19 protein-coding genes are annotated in these 15901 nt (G+C 64.9%); 13 read left to right on the forward strand and 6 right to left on the reverse strand.

The features are described from left to right. The first annotated feature begins 9 nt into the window (after positions 1-9). From hslO to CLN94_RS09535, 6 genes are all read left to right on the forward strand, one after another. Positions 10-1041: an Hsp33 family molecular chaperone HslO gene (gene hslO, locus CLN94_RS09510; protein ID WP_096433565.1), complete on the forward strand. Its 1032-nt coding sequence runs from the start codon at positions 10-12 to the stop codon at positions 1039-1041. After that, on the forward strand, positions 1034-1654 hold the full coding sequence (locus CLN94_RS09515) for a CoA pyrophosphatase (protein WP_096433567.1): 621 nt from the start codon (positions 1034-1036) through the stop codon (positions 1652-1654). The genes hslO and CLN94_RS09515 overlap by 8 nt, the downstream gene beginning before the upstream one ends. Then, positions 1629-2783, forward strand: a complete 1155-nt coding sequence (locus tag CLN94_RS09520) for a CCA tRNA nucleotidyltransferase (protein WP_096433569.1) — start codon at positions 1629-1631, stop codon at positions 2781-2783. The genes CLN94_RS09515 and CLN94_RS09520 overlap by 26 nt, the downstream gene beginning before the upstream one ends. A gap of 26 nt (positions 2784-2809) precedes the next feature. Then, a complete protein-coding gene (locus tag CLN94_RS09525; protein WP_096433571.1) occupies positions 2810-4645 on the forward strand; it encodes an ABC transporter ATP-binding protein in 1836 nt (611 codons plus the stop codon). Positions 4646-4699: 54 nt separating this feature from the next. Continuing rightward, positions 4700-5923, forward strand: coding sequence for a class I SAM-dependent RNA methyltransferase (locus tag CLN94_RS09530; RefSeq protein WP_096433573.1), 1224 nt, complete (start codon positions 4700-4702; stop codon positions 5921-5923). Between the two features lie 62 nt (positions 5924-5985). Further along, positions 5986-6486, forward strand: coding sequence for a L,D-transpeptidase family protein (locus CLN94_RS09535; RefSeq protein WP_096433575.1), 501 nt, complete (start codon positions 5986-5988; stop codon positions 6484-6486). A 35-nt stretch (positions 6487-6521) separates the two neighbouring features. Here CLN94_RS09535 and dalA read toward each other — a convergent pair whose 3' ends face one another. Further along, entirely contained in the window at positions 6522-7031 is a 510-nt protein-coding gene (dalA, locus tag CLN94_RS09540) for a divisome-associated lipoprotein DalA (protein ID WP_096433577.1), read from the reverse strand. A gap of 162 nt (positions 7032-7193) precedes the next feature. Here dalA and CLN94_RS09545 point away from each other — a divergent pair, with 162 nt between their 5' ends. Then, complete coding sequence (locus CLN94_RS09545; RefSeq protein ID WP_096433579.1) at positions 7194-7808, forward strand: L,D-transpeptidase; 615 nt, start codon at positions 7194-7196, stop codon at positions 7806-7808. 67 nt (positions 7809-7875) lie between these two features. On the opposite strand, the gene hemH is transcribed toward CLN94_RS09545, so the two are convergent. Together hemH and CLN94_RS09555 are read right to left on the reverse strand one after the other, a co-directional pair. Further along, positions 7876-8931: a ferrochelatase gene (gene hemH, locus CLN94_RS09550; protein WP_096433581.1), complete on the reverse strand. Its 1056-nt coding sequence runs from the start codon at positions 8929-8931 to the stop codon at positions 7876-7878. A gap of 83 nt (positions 8932-9014) precedes the next feature. Further along, a complete protein-coding gene (locus CLN94_RS09555) occupies positions 9015-9851 on the reverse strand; it encodes a methyltransferase domain-containing protein (protein WP_096433583.1) in 837 nt (278 codons plus the stop codon). Between CLN94_RS09555 and CLN94_RS09560 the strand changes: the two genes are divergently transcribed. From CLN94_RS09560 to CLN94_RS09575, 4 genes are read left to right on the forward strand one after another with little or no spacing between them, the layout of a single operon-like run. Beyond that, entirely contained in the window at positions 9850-10611 is a 762-nt protein-coding gene (locus CLN94_RS09560; RefSeq protein WP_245845170.1) for a ComF family protein, read from the forward strand. The genes CLN94_RS09555 and CLN94_RS09560 overlap by 2 nt on opposite strands. Before the next feature lie 36 nt (positions 10612-10647). After that, complete coding sequence (grxC, locus tag CLN94_RS09565; RefSeq protein WP_096433587.1) at positions 10648-10905, forward strand: glutaredoxin 3; 258 nt, start codon at positions 10648-10650, stop codon at positions 10903-10905. Between the two features lie 6 nt (positions 10906-10911). Beyond that, positions 10912-11742: a carbon-nitrogen hydrolase family protein gene (locus tag CLN94_RS09570; protein ID WP_096433682.1), complete on the forward strand. Its 831-nt coding sequence runs from the start codon at positions 10912-10914 to the stop codon at positions 11740-11742. After that, positions 11739-12179 (forward strand): MarR family winged helix-turn-helix transcriptional regulator, encoded by a 441-nt coding sequence (locus CLN94_RS09575; RefSeq protein ID WP_096433589.1) that lies wholly within the window; start codon positions 11739-11741, stop codon positions 12177-12179. Before CLN94_RS09570 ends, CLN94_RS09575 begins: the two co-directional genes overlap by 4 nt. A 165-nt stretch (positions 12180-12344) precedes the next feature. Here CLN94_RS09575 and CLN94_RS09580 read toward each other — a convergent pair whose 3' ends face one another. From CLN94_RS09580 to CLN94_RS09590, 3 genes are all read right to left on the reverse strand, one after another. After that, a complete protein-coding gene (locus CLN94_RS09580) occupies positions 12345-13448 on the reverse strand; it encodes a site-specific DNA-methyltransferase (protein WP_096433591.1) in 1104 nt (367 codons plus the stop codon). 99 nt (positions 13449-13547) lie between these two features. Then, a complete protein-coding gene (locus CLN94_RS09585) occupies positions 13548-14180 on the reverse strand; it encodes a ribonuclease HII (RefSeq protein ID WP_096433593.1) in 633 nt (210 codons plus the stop codon). Between the two features lie 92 nt (positions 14181-14272). Continuing rightward, positions 14273-14764, reverse strand: a complete 492-nt coding sequence (locus CLN94_RS09590; RefSeq protein ID WP_096433595.1) for a hypothetical protein — start codon at positions 14762-14764, stop codon at positions 14273-14275. Positions 14765-14942: 178 nt separating this feature from the next. Here CLN94_RS09590 and CLN94_RS09595 point away from each other — a divergent pair, with 178 nt between their 5' ends. Further along, positions 14943-15224: a hypothetical protein gene (locus CLN94_RS09595; protein ID WP_096433597.1), complete on the forward strand. Its 282-nt coding sequence runs from the start codon at positions 14943-14945 to the stop codon at positions 15222-15224. Then, positions 15196-15900: a winged helix-turn-helix domain-containing protein gene (locus tag CLN94_RS09600; RefSeq protein ID WP_096433599.1), complete on the forward strand. Its 705-nt coding sequence runs from the start codon at positions 15196-15198 to the stop codon at positions 15898-15900. Before CLN94_RS09595 ends, CLN94_RS09600 begins: the two co-directional genes overlap by 29 nt. The last annotated feature ends 1 nt before the right edge of the window (position 15901 follow it).

Genomic DNA, 15901 nt, shown 5'->3' on the forward strand with positions numbered 1-15901 from the left:
GGACAAGCCATGACGACGCTTTCGCAAATCGCCTGGGACGATACCGTCCTGCCGTTCCAACTCGACCGCTCGGATATCCGGGGACGAGTGGCACGTCTTGACGGCGTTCTCGAGAACGTTCTCGCCCAGCACAACTACCCCGCCGTGATCGAGACCCTCGTGGCCGAAATCGCCCTTCTGACCGCGCTGATCGGACAGACCGTGAAGCTGCGCTGGAAGCTTTCGCTTCAGGTGCGCGGCTCGGGTCCGATCCGTATCCTCGCGACCGATTACTACGCCCCCACCGAAGAGGGGGCGCCCGCCCGCATTCGCGGCTGGGCCAGCTTTGACGCCGAAACCCTCGACCCGAATGCCGATCCGTTCAGCCAGATCGGCGATGGCTACTTTGCAATCCTGATTGATCAGGGGCAGGGCACGACGCCCTATCAGGGCATCACGCCGCTCGCCGGCGGCTCGCTTTCGGCCTGCGCCGAGACGTATTTCGCGCAATCCGAGCAGTTGCCGACCCGGTTCTCGCTGGCTTTCGGCCGTTCGACCCTGCCCGGCCAGTCCGAGGCCTGGCGCGCTGGCGGCGTGATGCTGCAGCACATGCCGCCCGCCTCGCCGCTGCGTGCCGATGCAGGTTCGAGCGAAGCGAGCCTTTTGCAGGCCGAAGACATCCTCGATGACGACCAGCAGGAAAACTGGACGCGCGCCAACGTGCTTCTGGACACCGTCGAGCAGCTCGAACTGATCGGCCCCACGGTCCAGCCGACCGATCTGCTGGTGCGCCTGTTCCACGAGGAAGCGCCGCGGGTTTTCGATGCGCAGACCGTGAAATTCGGCTGCACCTGCTCCGAGGACCGCGTGCGTCAGTCGCTCTCGATCTATTCGGCGCGCGAGATGCGCCACATGATCAACGACGACGGCCAGGTTACCGCCGATTGCCAGTTCTGCGGCGCACATTACGAGATGCACCCCGAGAGCCTCGGCTTCGAAGCGACGCTGAACCCCGATGGCACGCCGAAAGCCGCGGAAGAGGGCGAAAGCTCCGATGTGTGATCCCCTCGCCCCGGTCATCGCCGCTCTGGCCGCGCCGGGGCGGCCTTCGTCGGATTACGACCTGAACCCTGAAATCAGCCTTCCGCCGGGCCGCAAGCTGCGCGCGGCGGGGGTCCTCGTGGCCTTTGAGGAGCATCAGGGCGAGCTGCGGCTTTACCTGACCAAGCGCGCCCCGCATCTCAAGCACCACCCCGGCCAGATCGCCTTTCCGGGCGGCAAGGTCGACCCCGAAGATGACGGCCCGATCGGCGCGGCCTTGCGCGAAGCGCAGGAAGAAATCGGGCTCCCACCCGAAAATGTGTCGATTCTGGGTGTGTTAGAGCCGCATGAGACAATTACGGGGTTCCTCGTGACCCCGGTTCTGGCGCATGTACACACACCTTTCACGCCCCGGCCCGAGGCCGGCGAGGTGGACGAGGTGTTTACCGTGCCCTTTGCGCATATCGCGGACCCCGCAAATTTCTGGCCCGAACGGCGGCGCTGGCTCGGGACGTGGCGCAGCTATTACGTGGCACCTTACGGGCCCTATTACATCTGGGGCGCGACTGCGCGTATGCTGCGGACATTGGCGGACCGGATGAAGGCGCATGAAGATCACGGCCGACTGGCTTGAAGACGAAACTACGCAGGCAGTGCTGCGCCTTCTGAACGAGGCAGGGCATCAGGCCTATCTGGTCGGCGGCTGCGTGCGTAACGCGCTTTTGGGCGCGCCGGTGTCCGACCTCGATATCGCCACGGATGCCCACCCCGAACGTGTGATCGAACTGGCGCCTCAGGGCGGGTTTAAGGCGGTTCCGACGGGAATTGACCACGGCACGGTGACGCTCGTGCGTGAGGGCGCCGTCTTTGAAATCACCACGTTTCGCCGTGATATAGAGACGTTTGGCCGCCATGCGACGGTCGCGTTTTCGGACGATATCCTCGACGATGCGCAGCGACGCGACTTCACGATGAATGCGCTCTATCTGGCTGCGTCGGGCGCAGTTCTCGACCCGATCGGCGAAGGGCTCGAGGATCTTGCCCGGCGGCATGTGCGCTTTGTCGGCGATGCCGAAGACCGGATCCGCGAAGATTACCTGCGCATCCTGCGGTTCTTCCGCTTCACCGCCTGGTACGGCGCGCCGGATGACGGGTTCGACCCTGACGGACTGGCGGCCTCGGCTGCGAATTGTGCTGGAATAGGGTCTTTATCCAAGGAACGGATCGGGCACGAGATGCGCAAGCTCCTGGCCGCGCCCGATCCGTCACGCGCACTGGCGAGCATGGCACAAACCGGCGTTCTGGCGCAGGTCATCGCGGGCGCGGACCCGAAACACCTCGGGCCGCTGGTCCATCTTGAAGAGCTTCATGCCCCCGGGCAGGCCGATTGGCTGATGCGGCTTGCCGTTCTGGGCGGAGAGGCACCCGATGACGCCCTGCGACTGTCCCGCAACGAAACACGCCGATTGGCGCGCCTGCGCGATCATCTGGGCTCCGGCGAGGGCGCAGCCGAGCTGGGCTATCGCATCGGCGCCGAGGATGCACGGGCAGTGTTGCTTCTGCGCGCGGCCCTGTTCGAGGCTCATTTCGACCCTGTTTCACTGCAAAACGCCGATTTCGGGGCCGCCGCCAAACTGCCGATCCGGGCCGCAGACCTTGCCGATCGGTTCTCGGGGCCCGCGCTTGGCGCGGCGCTGCGTGACCGCGAAGCCCGCTGGATCGCCTCCGGATTCACTTTGTCGCGCGCAGATCTGCTGGCCTGATCTGCAGGCCGCGCTATAACAAACACATGTTCCTGCGCCCTGATCCTTTTCGCCCCGCCGACGGGCCGCCCCCGCGGCAGCTGGGCGGGTTTTTCCGCTGGTCGCTCAAGGGCAGCTGGCCGATCATCGCCCTCGATGCCAGCTTCTCGGCGCTGGCAGGCTCGATGGAGGCCCTTTCGGCGCTGTTGCTGGGCTGGGTGATCGACGCGACGCTCGCCGCGGAACCCGATACGGTGTTTTCTGGCAATCTTTGGCTGATCGTCGGGTTCGTGGCCTTTTACATGCTGGTACGCCCCGCGATCTTCGGGATCAGCGCGGCCTCGACCAATGTTCTGCTGATGCCCACGGTGTTTCCGCAGGTTCTGGCCCGGCTGCACCGCTGGACGATGGGCCAATCGGTCACGTTTTTCGACAATGATTTCGCCGGACGGATCGCGCAAAAGCAGATGCAGACGGCCAATGCGGTCACGCAGACCGTCTCCGAGATCAACAACACCGGGTTTTTCGCGCTTTCCTCGATCATCGGCTCGATCGTCGTGCTGATCGGGATCGAGGCCTGGGGCGCGGTGGCGCTGGGCCTCTGGCTGATTGTCTATGTCGCCCTGATCCAGGCGTTTCTGCCGCATGTCCGGGGGCGCTCCAAGGCGAATGCCGGTGCTCGGGCAATGGTGACCGGGCAGGTCGTCGACACGATCACCAATATCAAGACCGTCAAGCTTTTCGGCCATTCCGCCCACGAAGACAGCGCTGCGCTTGAAGCGATGCAGGGCTATCGGCGCACGGCGCGGTCTTTCGGGGTGATTTCGGGCTGGTACAGGGTCGCTCAGATGGCGTTGTCGGGGCTGTTGCCGGTGATCTTGCTGGGACTCGCGATCGCGATGTGGCAACGCGGCGAGGCGACGCCCGGCGACATCGCCGCTGCAGGTGCGATTGCCATCCGGATCGCGCAGATGTCGGGCTGGGTCTCGATGGCGCTGATGGGGATCTGGCGCGCCGTGGGCGAGGTCGAGGACGGGATGAAGACCCTGACGCCGCCGCACGGGCTGATCGACCAGCCCGACGCGGGGGCGTTGCAGGTGCCGCGCGGCGAAATCCGTTTCGATCACGTCTCGTTTGCCTATGGGCAGGCCAAAGGCGGCATCGACGGCATCGAGCTGACGATCCGGCCCGGCGAAAAGATCGGTATCGTGGGTGCCTCGGGCGCGGGGAAATCGACCCTCGTCGCGCTGCTTTTGCGGCTCTATGACTGCGAAAAAGGCCGGATTCTGATCGATGGCACGGATGTGGCCGCGGTCACGCAGGAAAGCCTGCGCCGCGTGATCGGGATGGTCACGCAGGAGACCGCGATGTTCAACCGCTCGGCCCGCGAGAACATCCTTTACGGTCGCCCCGACGCCACCGAAGCCGAGATGATCGCCGCTGCCAAGGCCGCCGAGGCGCATGAGTTCATCCTCGGACTCAGCGACTCCAGCGGCAATCATGGCTATGAGGCAATGCTGGGCGAGCGTGGCGTGAAACTGTCGGGCGGGCAGCGCCAGCGGATCGCACTGGCCCGCGCCTTCCTGAAAGATGCGCCGATCCTGGTGCTGGACGAGGCCACCTCGGCGCTGGACTCCGAGGTCGAGGCACAGGTGCAATCCGCGCTGCACCGCGTGATGCAGGGCAAGACCGTGCTGGCGATTGCGCACCGGCTTTCGACCATTGCCGAGATGGACCGGATCGTCGTGCTCGATCAAGGGCGCATCGTCGAGCAGGGCAATCATGCCGAGCTTCTGGCGATGAACGGGTTCTACGCGCGCTACTGGAACCGGCAGTCGGGCGGGTTCATCGGCTGTGACGAAAGCCAGAATGCCGCGGAATAGGGTCTTTTCAGGCCAAGCCTGCGCCTGCTACTGGGGCGTCAAAAGGAGCCTGCCATGCAAATCACCATAGATCGGCTTTCGATTTCGGCGGACGGGGTCGCGCGCGGCCCCGAGGGCACGGTGCATGTGGCGATGGCCCTGCCCGGCGAGGTGGTCGAGGGCACGCCTGAGGCCGGGCGCATCGCCGCGCCCAAGATCGTGACGCCCTCGCCCGAGCGGGTGAAGGCCCCCTGCCCGCATTACCGCGCCTGTGGCGGCTGCCTGTTGCAACACGCTTCCGAGGACTTCACCGCCGCCTGGAAGGCCGATGTGGTGCGCACGGCCCTGTCCGCGCGTGGGATCGAGGCACCCGAGATCGCCGTGCAAACCTCGCCGCTGCATTCGCGCCGACGGGCCACACTGGCCGGGCGACGCACCAAGAAAGGCACGCTTGTCGGGTTTCACGCGCGCGGCTCGGATACGCTGGTTGAGGTGGAACAGTGTCTGATCTTGCGCCCCGATCTGCTAGCCGCGCGCCCGATCCTGCAAGAGGCGACGGCGCTTGGCAGCTCGCGCAAGGGCGAGATCGCCTTTGCCGTGACCCTTTCGGAGGCCGGGCTCGATGTCGCTGCGCAGGGTGGAAAAGAGCTGGATTCTGGCCTGTTTGCGGAACTTTCCGCGCTGGCCGAGCGCCATGACCTCGCGCAGCTCAGCTGGAACGGCGAGATGGTGGCCGCGCGGCGCCCGGCGATGCAGCGCTTTGGCGCGGCCCGCGTGACGCCGCCGCCCGGCGCCTTCCTTCAGGCGACCGCCGAGGGCGAGGCGGCGCTGGTCGGGTTCGTGCGCGAGGCCGTCGCGGGGGCGAAAACCGTGGCCGATCTGTTCGCGGGCTGCGGCACCTTTGCCCTGCCGCTGGCCGAAGGCGCCGAGGTGCATGCGGTCGAGGGCGAAGCGGCGATGCTGGGCGCGCTCGACAAGGGCTGGCGGATGGCCGAGGGGCTCAAGCGCGTGACCCACGAGGCGCGCGACCTGTTCCGCCGCCCGCTCCTGCCCGATGAGCTGGTGCGCTATGACGCGATCGTGATCGACCCGCCGCGGGCCGGGGCGGAGGCGCAAGTGGCGGAGATCTGCGCCTCGAAAACCTCCGCGCTGGCCTATGTTTCCTGCAATCCGGTCAGCTTCGCGCGCGATGCGGCCGCGCTGATCGCGGCGGGGTTCCGGCTGGAGCGGCTCTTGGTGGTCGATCAGTTCCGCTACTCGGCGCATGTCGAGCTTGCATCGCTCTTTCGGCGCGGATAGGGGCTGCGCAAAATCGTCAATCCATGGCAGGATGGCGGAAAACAAGGGGCACGAGCAGAACCATGACTGGACGCCGCGATCTGATGCTGGGCGCCACCGCGCTGATGGCGCTTTCCGCCTGTGGCGGCGGCAAGTTCAAGACCTATTCCGGCCCGGCAATCACCGCCGTTCAGGTCTTCAAGGAAAGCCGCCGGATGTACCTGATCGCCGATCGCGAGGTGGTCAAGGACTACAAGATTTCGCTGGGCGGCGACCCGATCGGGCCGAAACGCTTCGAGGGCGACGGCAAGACGCCCGAGGGCCCCTACATGATCGACCGGCGCAATCCGAATTCCGCCTATCACCTCTCGCTCGGGGTGTCCTATCCGAACGCGAGCGACCGCGCCTTTGCCGAGGCGAACGGCAAGAAACCCGGCGGGGACATCTTCATCCACGGGCAGGCCGGCAAGAACAAGGGCCGGGGCCGCGATTGGACGGCTGGCTGCATTGCCGTCACCGACGAAGAGATCGAAGAGATCTATTCGATGGTTTCGAACGGCACGCCGATCCACATCTTCCCATGAAAAAGGGCCCCTCGGGGCCCTTTCGCTTGCGGGGTTCAGTGCCCGGTCAGCATCGTCCACCAGATCTTGCCCGAGGGCTCCTGATACCAGCCGAAACCGATCTGCGTCGAGGCAGGGTTGAGGATCACGTCGCGCGTGTCGGGCAGCAGCATCCAGGCCGAAAGCGTTTCCAGCTCGGTCTCGTAGGTCTCCGAGATGTTCTCGCCGGTAACAGTGCCCATGAAGCCCGCACGCGCCGCCCGATCCAGCGGCGAAGACCCGTCCGAGCCCCAGTGCCACGACCGGTTCTGGCGCGACATGTCCTGCGAATGGGCGGCGGCAGCAGCCGAAAGCTGCGAATTCAGAACCATCGGAGCCGTACCCCGCGCGGCGCGCATGGTATTGACCGACTCGACGACACGGAGCGGGATCACCTCGGCGTCGCGCGCACCGATCTTGTAGACTTGCGGCAGGGGCTTGCCATCGGGGCCAAGCTGCGGCTCGTTCGACATGCAGGCGCTCAGCGCAAACCCGCTGACCAGTAACATTGCGACAACTCGAAACATCGGCCTTATCCCCTTGGCATTTGGCCCGACCCTTTACACGTTCACCCTTCGTCGCGCAAACCCACAGTTGCGTGAAGGCGCGATGACGCCGGTTTGATTTGCCTTCGTGCGAGTGTCACTCTAGATGCTGCGGAAAGTCGAAATCTGTTCCCGGAGAGAGCCATGTCTCATCCCCGCCGCCTTCTTGATCGCCGTGCCTTCCTGGGCACCGCCGCCGCTTTGGGCGCTGGCACCGCTATGCCCGCCTTTTCGCAGGCGCTGACCACGCCCGACGCGGGCCTTGAGCGGCACGAAGAGAATGCCAATACCAACATCCGCCGCAATATCTCGAGCTTCCGCGCACTGGACTGGCAGCCCTATTTCAGCAACCTGAAATATGGCGCGATCCTTGTCGATACGGTCTCGCGGGCGCTGCATTACTGGTCCGAGGATCAGTCGATCTATCGCCTGTTCCCGACCTCGGTGCCGGTCTCCGAGGAACTAACGCGGCGCGGGCGCACCGAGGTGATCCGCAAGGTCGAAGGCCCGACCTGGGCGCCGACTCCCTCGATGAAGCAGCGCAACCCCGACTGGCCGGATTTCGTGCCTGCAGGCCCCGATAACCCGCTGGGCACCCATGCGCTCTATCTGAGCTGGCAGTATTACCGCATCCACGGCACGCATGACACGCGCAAGATCGGGCGCAAGTCGTCGAACGGTTGCATCGGGCTCTATAACGAGCACATCAAGGAATTGTTCGGCTATGCCAAGGTCGGCACGCAGGTGCTGCTGATCTGACCGGCGCGCAGGATGGAATGACAAAGGGGGGCCAGTGGCCCCCCTTTTGCGTTTCGGCGCGGGCGGATCAGGCGATCCAGCCCATCAGGTTTTCCTGCACCACTTCCATCAGCGCCGCGATATGCGCGTCGTCGTCATTGAGGCAGGGGATATAGGTGAAATTCTCGCCGCCCGCATGTTCGAACGCCTCGCAGATCTCGCCCTGGATTTCCTCGAGCGTCTCGATGCAATCGGCCGAGAACGCCGGCGAGATCACCGCGATGTTCTTTTTGCCCGCCTTGGCCAGCTCGGCCACATGCTCGACCGTGTAGGGGCGCAGCCATTCCTCGGTGCCGAAGACCGACTGGAAGGTCGTCTCGATCGAGCCCTCGGGCCAGCCGAGCCGTTCGCGCAGGAGCCGCGTCGTTTTCTGGCACTGACAATGGTAGGGGTCGCCCTCCATCAGGTAGCGCCGGGGCATGCCGTGATAGGACGCGACCAGCACATCGGGGCGGCTCTCGGGCGTGGGATAAACCCGCTCGACCGATTGCGCGAGCGCCTCGATATAGCTCGGGCGGTCAAAGTACTCCGCCGCCACGCGGGCCGCGGGCTGGCGTTTCTGCTTCATCAGCGCGCGGAAGAACTGATCGTTCGCCGTGGCCGAGGTTGCACCCGCATATTGCGGATAGAGCGGCACGAAGAGGATCTTTTCGCAGCCCTGCTGCACCATCCGATCGACCACATCGAAGGTCGAAGGATTGCCGTAGCGCATGCAGTATTCCACCACCACCTCGGCGCCGTAACGCGTGGCAACCGCCTCGCGCAGCTTCGCGACCTGTTGCTTGGTGATCGTCATCAGCGGGCTTTCATTCGCCTCGTTATTCCAGATCGTCTTGTAATTTGCGCCCGAGGTGAAGGGCCGCTTCGACAGGATGATGAGCTGCAACAGCGGCTGCCATTTCCACGCCGGATAGTCGATCACCCGCTTGTCCGAGAGGAACTCGTTCAGGTAACGGCGCATCGACCAGTAATCGGTCGCGTCCGGGGTTCCGAGGTTGGCCACCAGGACCCCGATCTTGGCCGGTTTCACCGGCGGGTGGTCGGCGGGGGCATGTTTCAGGCGCGGGTTCGCGTCTTTGGTCATTCTCGTCGTCCTGTCTTGGCTTTACGGCTTTTGCCCGACTTAAAGCGTTTTCGGCACGGGTCAATGCGGCGATTGGGCAAACCCTAGCGGCCCGCCTTGTCACCCGTCTTGAATTCGGTGGCGCCCAGCGCCTCGGCCAGACGCGCCTGCGCAGAACCGGGGCGGAGCGGTTTCTGCTGGCTTTCATGCGGCTTCCAGCCGGTCAGCCAGACCATCTCGAAACTCGCGCGCACCCGGCCATCGGGCTCGGCAAAGGCCCGCGTATACCGCGCCATAGCCTCGGCAAAGACCGTGCGGCGCGTGGGGCGGCGCAGGCGCGAGGCCAGCGCATTCGCCTCGCCCATCCCGCGCAGATCGGCCAAAAGCCGCAGCGGGGTTTCATAGGTCACCTTGCGCATCACGCTGTCTGCCACCGGCAGTGCCAGCCCGGAGCGTTGCAACAAGGCGCCCAGATCGCGGATTTCGCCCATTGGCAGCACTCGGGGGCTCAGCCCGCCGGTCACCGAAACCTCGGCCTCGGCCAAGGCCGCACGCAGCTCGTTCAGGGTCTGACCGCCGAACATCACGGCGATGAACAGCCCGTCTGGGCGCAGCGCGCGGGCCGATTGCACGATCTGCCCAACCGGATCATTCGCCCAATGCAGCCCCATCGCATGCACCACGAGGTCATGCGCGCCCGCTTCGAGGTCAAGCACCTCGCTTTCGGGCACCAGCTTGGCCGTGGGCAGGATTTTCTGCCACGGCGCGAAGAAAGGTGCGACGACGGCAGGTGCCGTAAAGGTTCTGTTAACCTCGTTGAGCCTCTCCTCAAGCTCCAGCGCCGCGTCCTCGTGCAGAAACAGCTCGGGGCCGCGGGCCATGGCGCGGGCCCGGTTGCGCATCAGCGCGCTCTGGTCGGTCAGGAGAGGTGGTGTTGTCATGTCGGGGACGGAGATTAGTGCGGTTCGCAGGCGGATGCTAGCCGGGTTGGATGCGGCACTGCATCTGGTGTTTCCGCCGCGCTGCCTGTGCTGCGGCGAGGCGGTCGGCTCGGACCAGGGGCTGTGCGGCCCATGCTGGCGCGATGCGGGCTTCATTCAGGGCGCCTGCTGCACGCGTTGCGGCACCCCCCTGCCGGGGCAATCCGACGAGGCGCTGTGTTGCGACGAATGTCTGGCCGATCCGCCGCCCTGGCGACAGGGCCGCGCCGCGCTGACCTATTCCGAGACCGGACGACGGCTGGTGCTACAGCTCAAGCATGGCGACCGGCTGGATCTCGTGCGCCCGCTGGCGGGCTGGATGGCGCGGGCCGGCGCGCCCCTGATCGGGCCCGACAGCATCCTCGCGCCGGTGCCGCTGCATCGGCTGCGCATGCTTAAGCGGCGTTACAACCAATCGGCGCTTTTGGCACAGGAAATCGCCCGCCAAACCGGCTCTATCTACGTTCCGGATCTTTTTCGGCGGGTTCGTGCCACCCCCTCGCAAGAAGGGCGCAGCCGCGAGGAACGGGCTGCCAACCTTTCCGGCGCAATCGGCATAACCAACGGAAAAGAAACCGTAATATCTGGTAGTAGGTTGATGATCATCGACGATGTGATCACCTCGGGCGCAACTTTGCGGGCCGTTGCCGAGGCCGCAATTTCTGCAAATGCAGCCTGCGTCGATGTGCTGCTACTGGCGCGCGTTGCACGGAATACCTAAATCCCTATAGTCGAGCCGACTTCTTAGGGACTCCCAATGAAACGCGTTGAAATCTACACCACCCGCACCTGCCCCTATTGCATCGCGGCCAAGCGTCTCCTTGATCAGAAGGGCGTGGCCTATGAAGAAACCGATGTGGGCGCCAACCCGATCCTCCGCCAGGAGATGATGCAGCGTGCAAACGGCCGCCGCACCGTGCCGCAGATCTTTGTCGACGGGCAGGGCATCGGTGGCTGCGACGACCTGCATGCGCTGGATCATCAGGGCAAGCTCGACCAGTTGCTCGCGAGCTGAACGGTGCTGCGCGCGGGGCTCATCCAGCTTTCGGTCAGTGATGACCCCGAAGCGAATCTGGGCGTCACCCGCGCGCTGATCCGAGAGGCGGCGGCGGACGGTGCCAAATTCATGCTGACGCCGGAATGCACCAACCTGCTGTCGTCCGACCGCGCGCATCAGCGGGCCGTGTTGCGCCCCGAGGCCGAGGACATCACGCTTGCGGCGCTGCGGGCCGAGGCCGCCGATCTGCGGATCTGGCTGCTGATCGGCTCGCTCGCCCTGCAGGGCGAAAGCCCGGACGGACGGTTTTCGAACCGCTCCTTCATGATCGGCCCCGACGGACGGATCGTGGCGCGCTACAATAAGATTCACATGTTCGACGTGACCGTCTCCGAGGCGGAAAGCTACCGCGAATCAGATGGTTATCAACCCGGAACCCGGGCGGTTCTGGCCCAGACCGAGTTCGCACCGGTCGGCATGACGATCTGTTACGACCTGCGCTTTCCGCACCTGTTTCGCGCGCTGGCCAAGGCGGGCGCCCGCATCCTGACGGTGCCGGCGGCCTTCAATGACACGACGGGCGCCGCGCATTGGGAAAGCCTGTTGCGCGCGCGGGCCATCGAGACGGGCTGTTTCGTTCTGGCCCCCGCACAAACCGGCGCGCATGCGGCCCATCAGGGCAAGCCGCGCCGCACGCATGGCCATTCGCTGGCGGTTGGACCCTGGGGCGAGGTTCTGGCCGATGGCGGAGACGAACCGGGCGTCATACTTGTCGATCTCGACCTTTCGGCGGTCGACAAGGCGCGGGCTCGTGTGCCATCCCTGTTCCACGACATTTCCTTCGACGCCCCATGACCGACAGTTTCGACCCCCTTGCCGCCGCACTCTTTGCCGAAGTCTTCATGGCCGACCAGCTTGCCCGCAACATGGTGAGCCGGGCGCTGCCGAAAGGCATGGAAATCTCGCATTTCTCGGTGCTTAACCACCTGGCGCATATCGGGGACGAGCGTACGCCGGCGCAGCTGGCCGCCACGTTCCACGTCACGCGCGGGGCGATGACCAACACACTCTCCAAGCTGGAATGGGCCGGGCATATCCATATCCGCCCCGACTGGGACGATGCGCGGCGCAAATGGGTGTCGATCTCGCCCGCGGGGAAAGCTGCGCGCGATGCGGCGCTTTCGGCCTTCATGCCGGTGATCGCGGATGTGGTGCGCGATATCGGCGCCGAGAAGGTGCGCGCGATGCTGCCCGTGCTGCGCGAGTTTCGGTCGCGGCTCGAAGACAGCTGACGCGGAGGGGGCTCTGCCCCCCGTCCTGCGGACGTCCCCCGGAGTATTTTTGGCTCAGTGAAAAGGTGCCCGAAAACGCCAAAAGACCCCGCCGAGTGAACGGCGGGGCAAGGTTGCGCCTGCGGGCGGACCACAGGCACCGGCGGTAACTGAATAACGGGTGGCCTAGTGCAACTCGGCCCGAATCTGCTGGCGCAGCACGTCGATCGGGACGTGCTTGCCATCGCGACGGAAGGTCCAGTAGGTCCAGCCATTGCAGGAGGGCGCGCCTTCGAGATGGGCGCCGACCTGATGGATCGAGCCTTTCACGTCGTCGCCGATCAGCGTGCCGTCGGCGCGGACCTTGGCCTTGTGGCGGCCGTTCATCGAGAACAACTCTTCGCCCGGGCGCAGCATGCCGCGCTCAACCAGCTGGCCGAAGGGGATGCGCGGTTCGGCGCGTTTCGAGGCGGAGACCTCAAGGGCCTCTTTGTCGAATTTGCGGATCTTCGCGATGCGCTTCTCGGCGACCTCGCGATAGGCGGCCTCGCGCTCGATGCCGATGAATTCACGGCCGAGCATCTTGGCCACGGCGCCGGTGGTGCCGGTGCCGAAGAACGGATCGAGGATAACGTCGCCCGGGTTGGTCGTGCCAAGGATGATGCGATGCAGCAGCGCCTCGGGCTTTTGCGTCGGATGCGCCTTGTCGCCATTGTCATCCTTGAGGCGTTCGCCGCCATTGCAGATCGGGATCACCCAGTCCGAGCGCATTTGCACGCCTTCGTTCAGCGCCTTCAGCGCCTCGTAATTGAAGGTGTATTTCGCGCCTTCCGACTTCGAAGCCCAGATCAGCGTCTCATGGGCGTTGGTCAGGCGTTTGCCCCGGAAATTCGGCATCGGATTCGATTTGCGCCAGACCACGTCGTTCAGGATCCAGAAGCCCTGGTTCTGGAGTTCGGCGCCCATGCGGAACACGTTGTGATAGGAGCCGATCACCCAGATCGCGCCATTCGGCTTGAGGATGCGACGCGCGGCGGCCAGCCAGTCGCGGCTGAACTGGTCATAGGCCGAGAAGGACGAGAACTGATCCCAGTGATCATCGACCGCATCGACCTTGGAATTGTCGGGACGGTGCAGCTCGCCACGGAGCTGCAGGTTGTAGGGCGGGTCCGCAAAGATCAGGTCCACGCTCGCCTCGGGCAAGCTGTTCATGATCTCGATGCAGTCGCCTGCCAGAATCTGGTTAATCGGCAGCGCCGCCTGCGCCGCACGGGTCTTGATCTTGTTCATCTCTGCCTCGTTTTTGCCCGTCTGGGGGTGCCAGCTTTGCGCCGGTCTATGAGGTCAAAGATGAGTCAAAGGTGATTCGCCGTCAATTTCTTTTTTGAATCAACGGGTTACAGAAATGTCTTGGCACAAGATATTGTGGACGGGCTTGAACGAACGCCTATGAACGGGGGTCACCCCAAGATCTAGAAGCGCCGCGAGATGGTCCTTTGTCGGGTAGCCCGCGTTCCTCTCCCAGCCGTAACCGGGGTACTGTTGCGCCAAATCCACCATCAGCAAATCACGCGCTTCCTTGGCCAGGATCGAGGCGGCCGCGATCGAGACCGAGCGTGCATCGCCCTTCACGATCGCCTCCGCCGAGAACGTCAGGTCGCGCGGAATCCGGTTGCCATCGACCAGAACGTGCTGCGGCACCTGCGTCAGCCCCGCCACTGCACGGCACATCGCCAGATGCGCGGCCTGCAGGATGTTGATCGTGTCGATTTCCTCGACGCTGGCATGGGCCACGCACCAGTCGGAGGCCGCCTTGATCTCTTCGACCAGCGCGGCGCGGCGTTTCGCGCTGAGTTTCTTGGAATCGTTCAGGCCTTCGGGGATCGGGCCGGTGAACACCACCGCAGCGGCGGTGACCGGGCCGCACAGCGGACCACGGCCAACCTCATCGACGCCGGCGATACGGGCAAGGCCGCGCGCCTGCGCCGCCGCTTCAAAGGAAAAATCGGGTTTCTCAGCCATGCTCCCGACATGCCGCGCCGGGCCACAATGCGCAATGAAAAAGGCGGAGGGGAACTGTCCCTCCGCCCCTGCCTCCGGGCTATACCCCCGTCTTAGCGACGGGTGACGCGGTAGCCCTCCTGCTCGAGACAATTGCGGCCGTAGACGGTGGTGCGGTCACCGTGACGGTCGCGGATATCAAAGCGGCACTCGCGCGGCAGGCGCAGTTCGACGCGGTTGCGGGCGATGCAGCGACCCGAAACGACCTCGCGCAGCTTGCCGCGGATGCGCACGTTCTCGACGCATTGCGCGGGGATCATGTAGCGGCGGTCGACGTGCGCGGGTTTGCGCCAGCGGTCATCACGATCATAGTCGCGGTCCCAGCGGCGATCGTCGTAGCGCGTGGCGGGCGGCGGGTCGCGGCGGTTGTCATTGGCGGAATCGACGATCGCCGCCAGCACGCCAAGACCGATCAGCGCGCCGAGCACTTGTTTGTCTTGCTTGCCCATCGCGGCGGCGGGCGAGGTGGTCGCAGCCAGTGCACCAAGCGCAATCGCAGCAGCGGCGAGCATCGAGGTGAAGGCCTTGAAGGAAATCCGGGTCATTATCTTGGTCCTTTGCGTAGGGCGGGAACGTGGGCAGCGGCCCCCCGCGTTGACGATGACCCGACCTTGGCGCCACCCCCCTTCGCCACGCAATATCAGGGGTCTGTTATCCGATATCACGCCCGCTAACCCCGCTTTGCTATTGCATAACATCGGGCTTGGCCGCAGCCTCGGAGGCATGAAACAGCTTCTTCTCATCCTTGCGCTTGCGCTGGCCGCACCGATGGCCGAGGCGGCCTGCTATGCCGATTACAAGGCCAAGCAGGACAACCCGCTGCGGCTTCATTACGGCGTGGCCGAGCTGCCCGATGCGGCCTGTTCGAAAAAGGCCGCCAAAGCCGCGCTTGCCCCTCGTCTTGAGCGTGGGGACTGGACGCTCCTGAACATCCTGTCCATCTTCGGGCCGGAAGGTCTGGAAGAAAGGAAGGCCAGTGCCGGACAATATTTCCTCCGTTACTGAGGGGCTGCGCGCGGGCAACCGTGCCGTGGTCTGGGGCATTGCCGCGATCACCGCCATCCTCGCGCTGGCGGCGGTGCTTTTGTTCGTGTCGCTGCCCGACGCGAATGCCTTCAACGCGCGGGTCGAGCGGATCTTCGTCGAGAATGACATGCTCACCAGCCCAAGCGAGATCCGCCTGCTCGAAGTGCTGGCGCAATCGGGCACGGCCTTTGCCGAGGTGCTCTCGTCCTACCGGATGATCATCTTCATCCTGCTGGTCTTCGCCGCCGCACTTCTGGTCGCGGCGCTGGTGTTCCTGTTGCTGATCGTCGGCCTCAACCGCCGCATGACCGAGATTCGCCGTGCCGGGATCGAGGTGCAGAACCTGCGCGTGCTGCGCGGCGAAAACACCGTCGTGCTGAACGATATGGCCTTTACCCTGACCCCCGCCGCGATCGAGACGCTGGCGGTTCTGGCCGAGGCGCGGATGGATGACGAATATCTCTCGGGGGCGCAGATCGAGGCGGTGATCTCGGGCAAGCCGGTCGCCGATTGCGACGAGGCGGCGGGGGCCACGCGGGTCAAGCGGCTGCGCGACGGGCTGGGCAATCAGCTCGTGGCCGAGCTCTTGGTGCGCAATGTCGCGCGCAAGGGCTACACGCTCTCGGTGCCACCCGAACGGCTGCGGGTCGATTAAG

Origin of the sequence: Pseudothioclava arenosa (genome assembly GCF_002358085.1) — a bacterium.
GTDB lineage: Bacteria > Pseudomonadota > Alphaproteobacteria > Rhodobacterales > Rhodobacteraceae > Pseudothioclava > Pseudothioclava arenosa.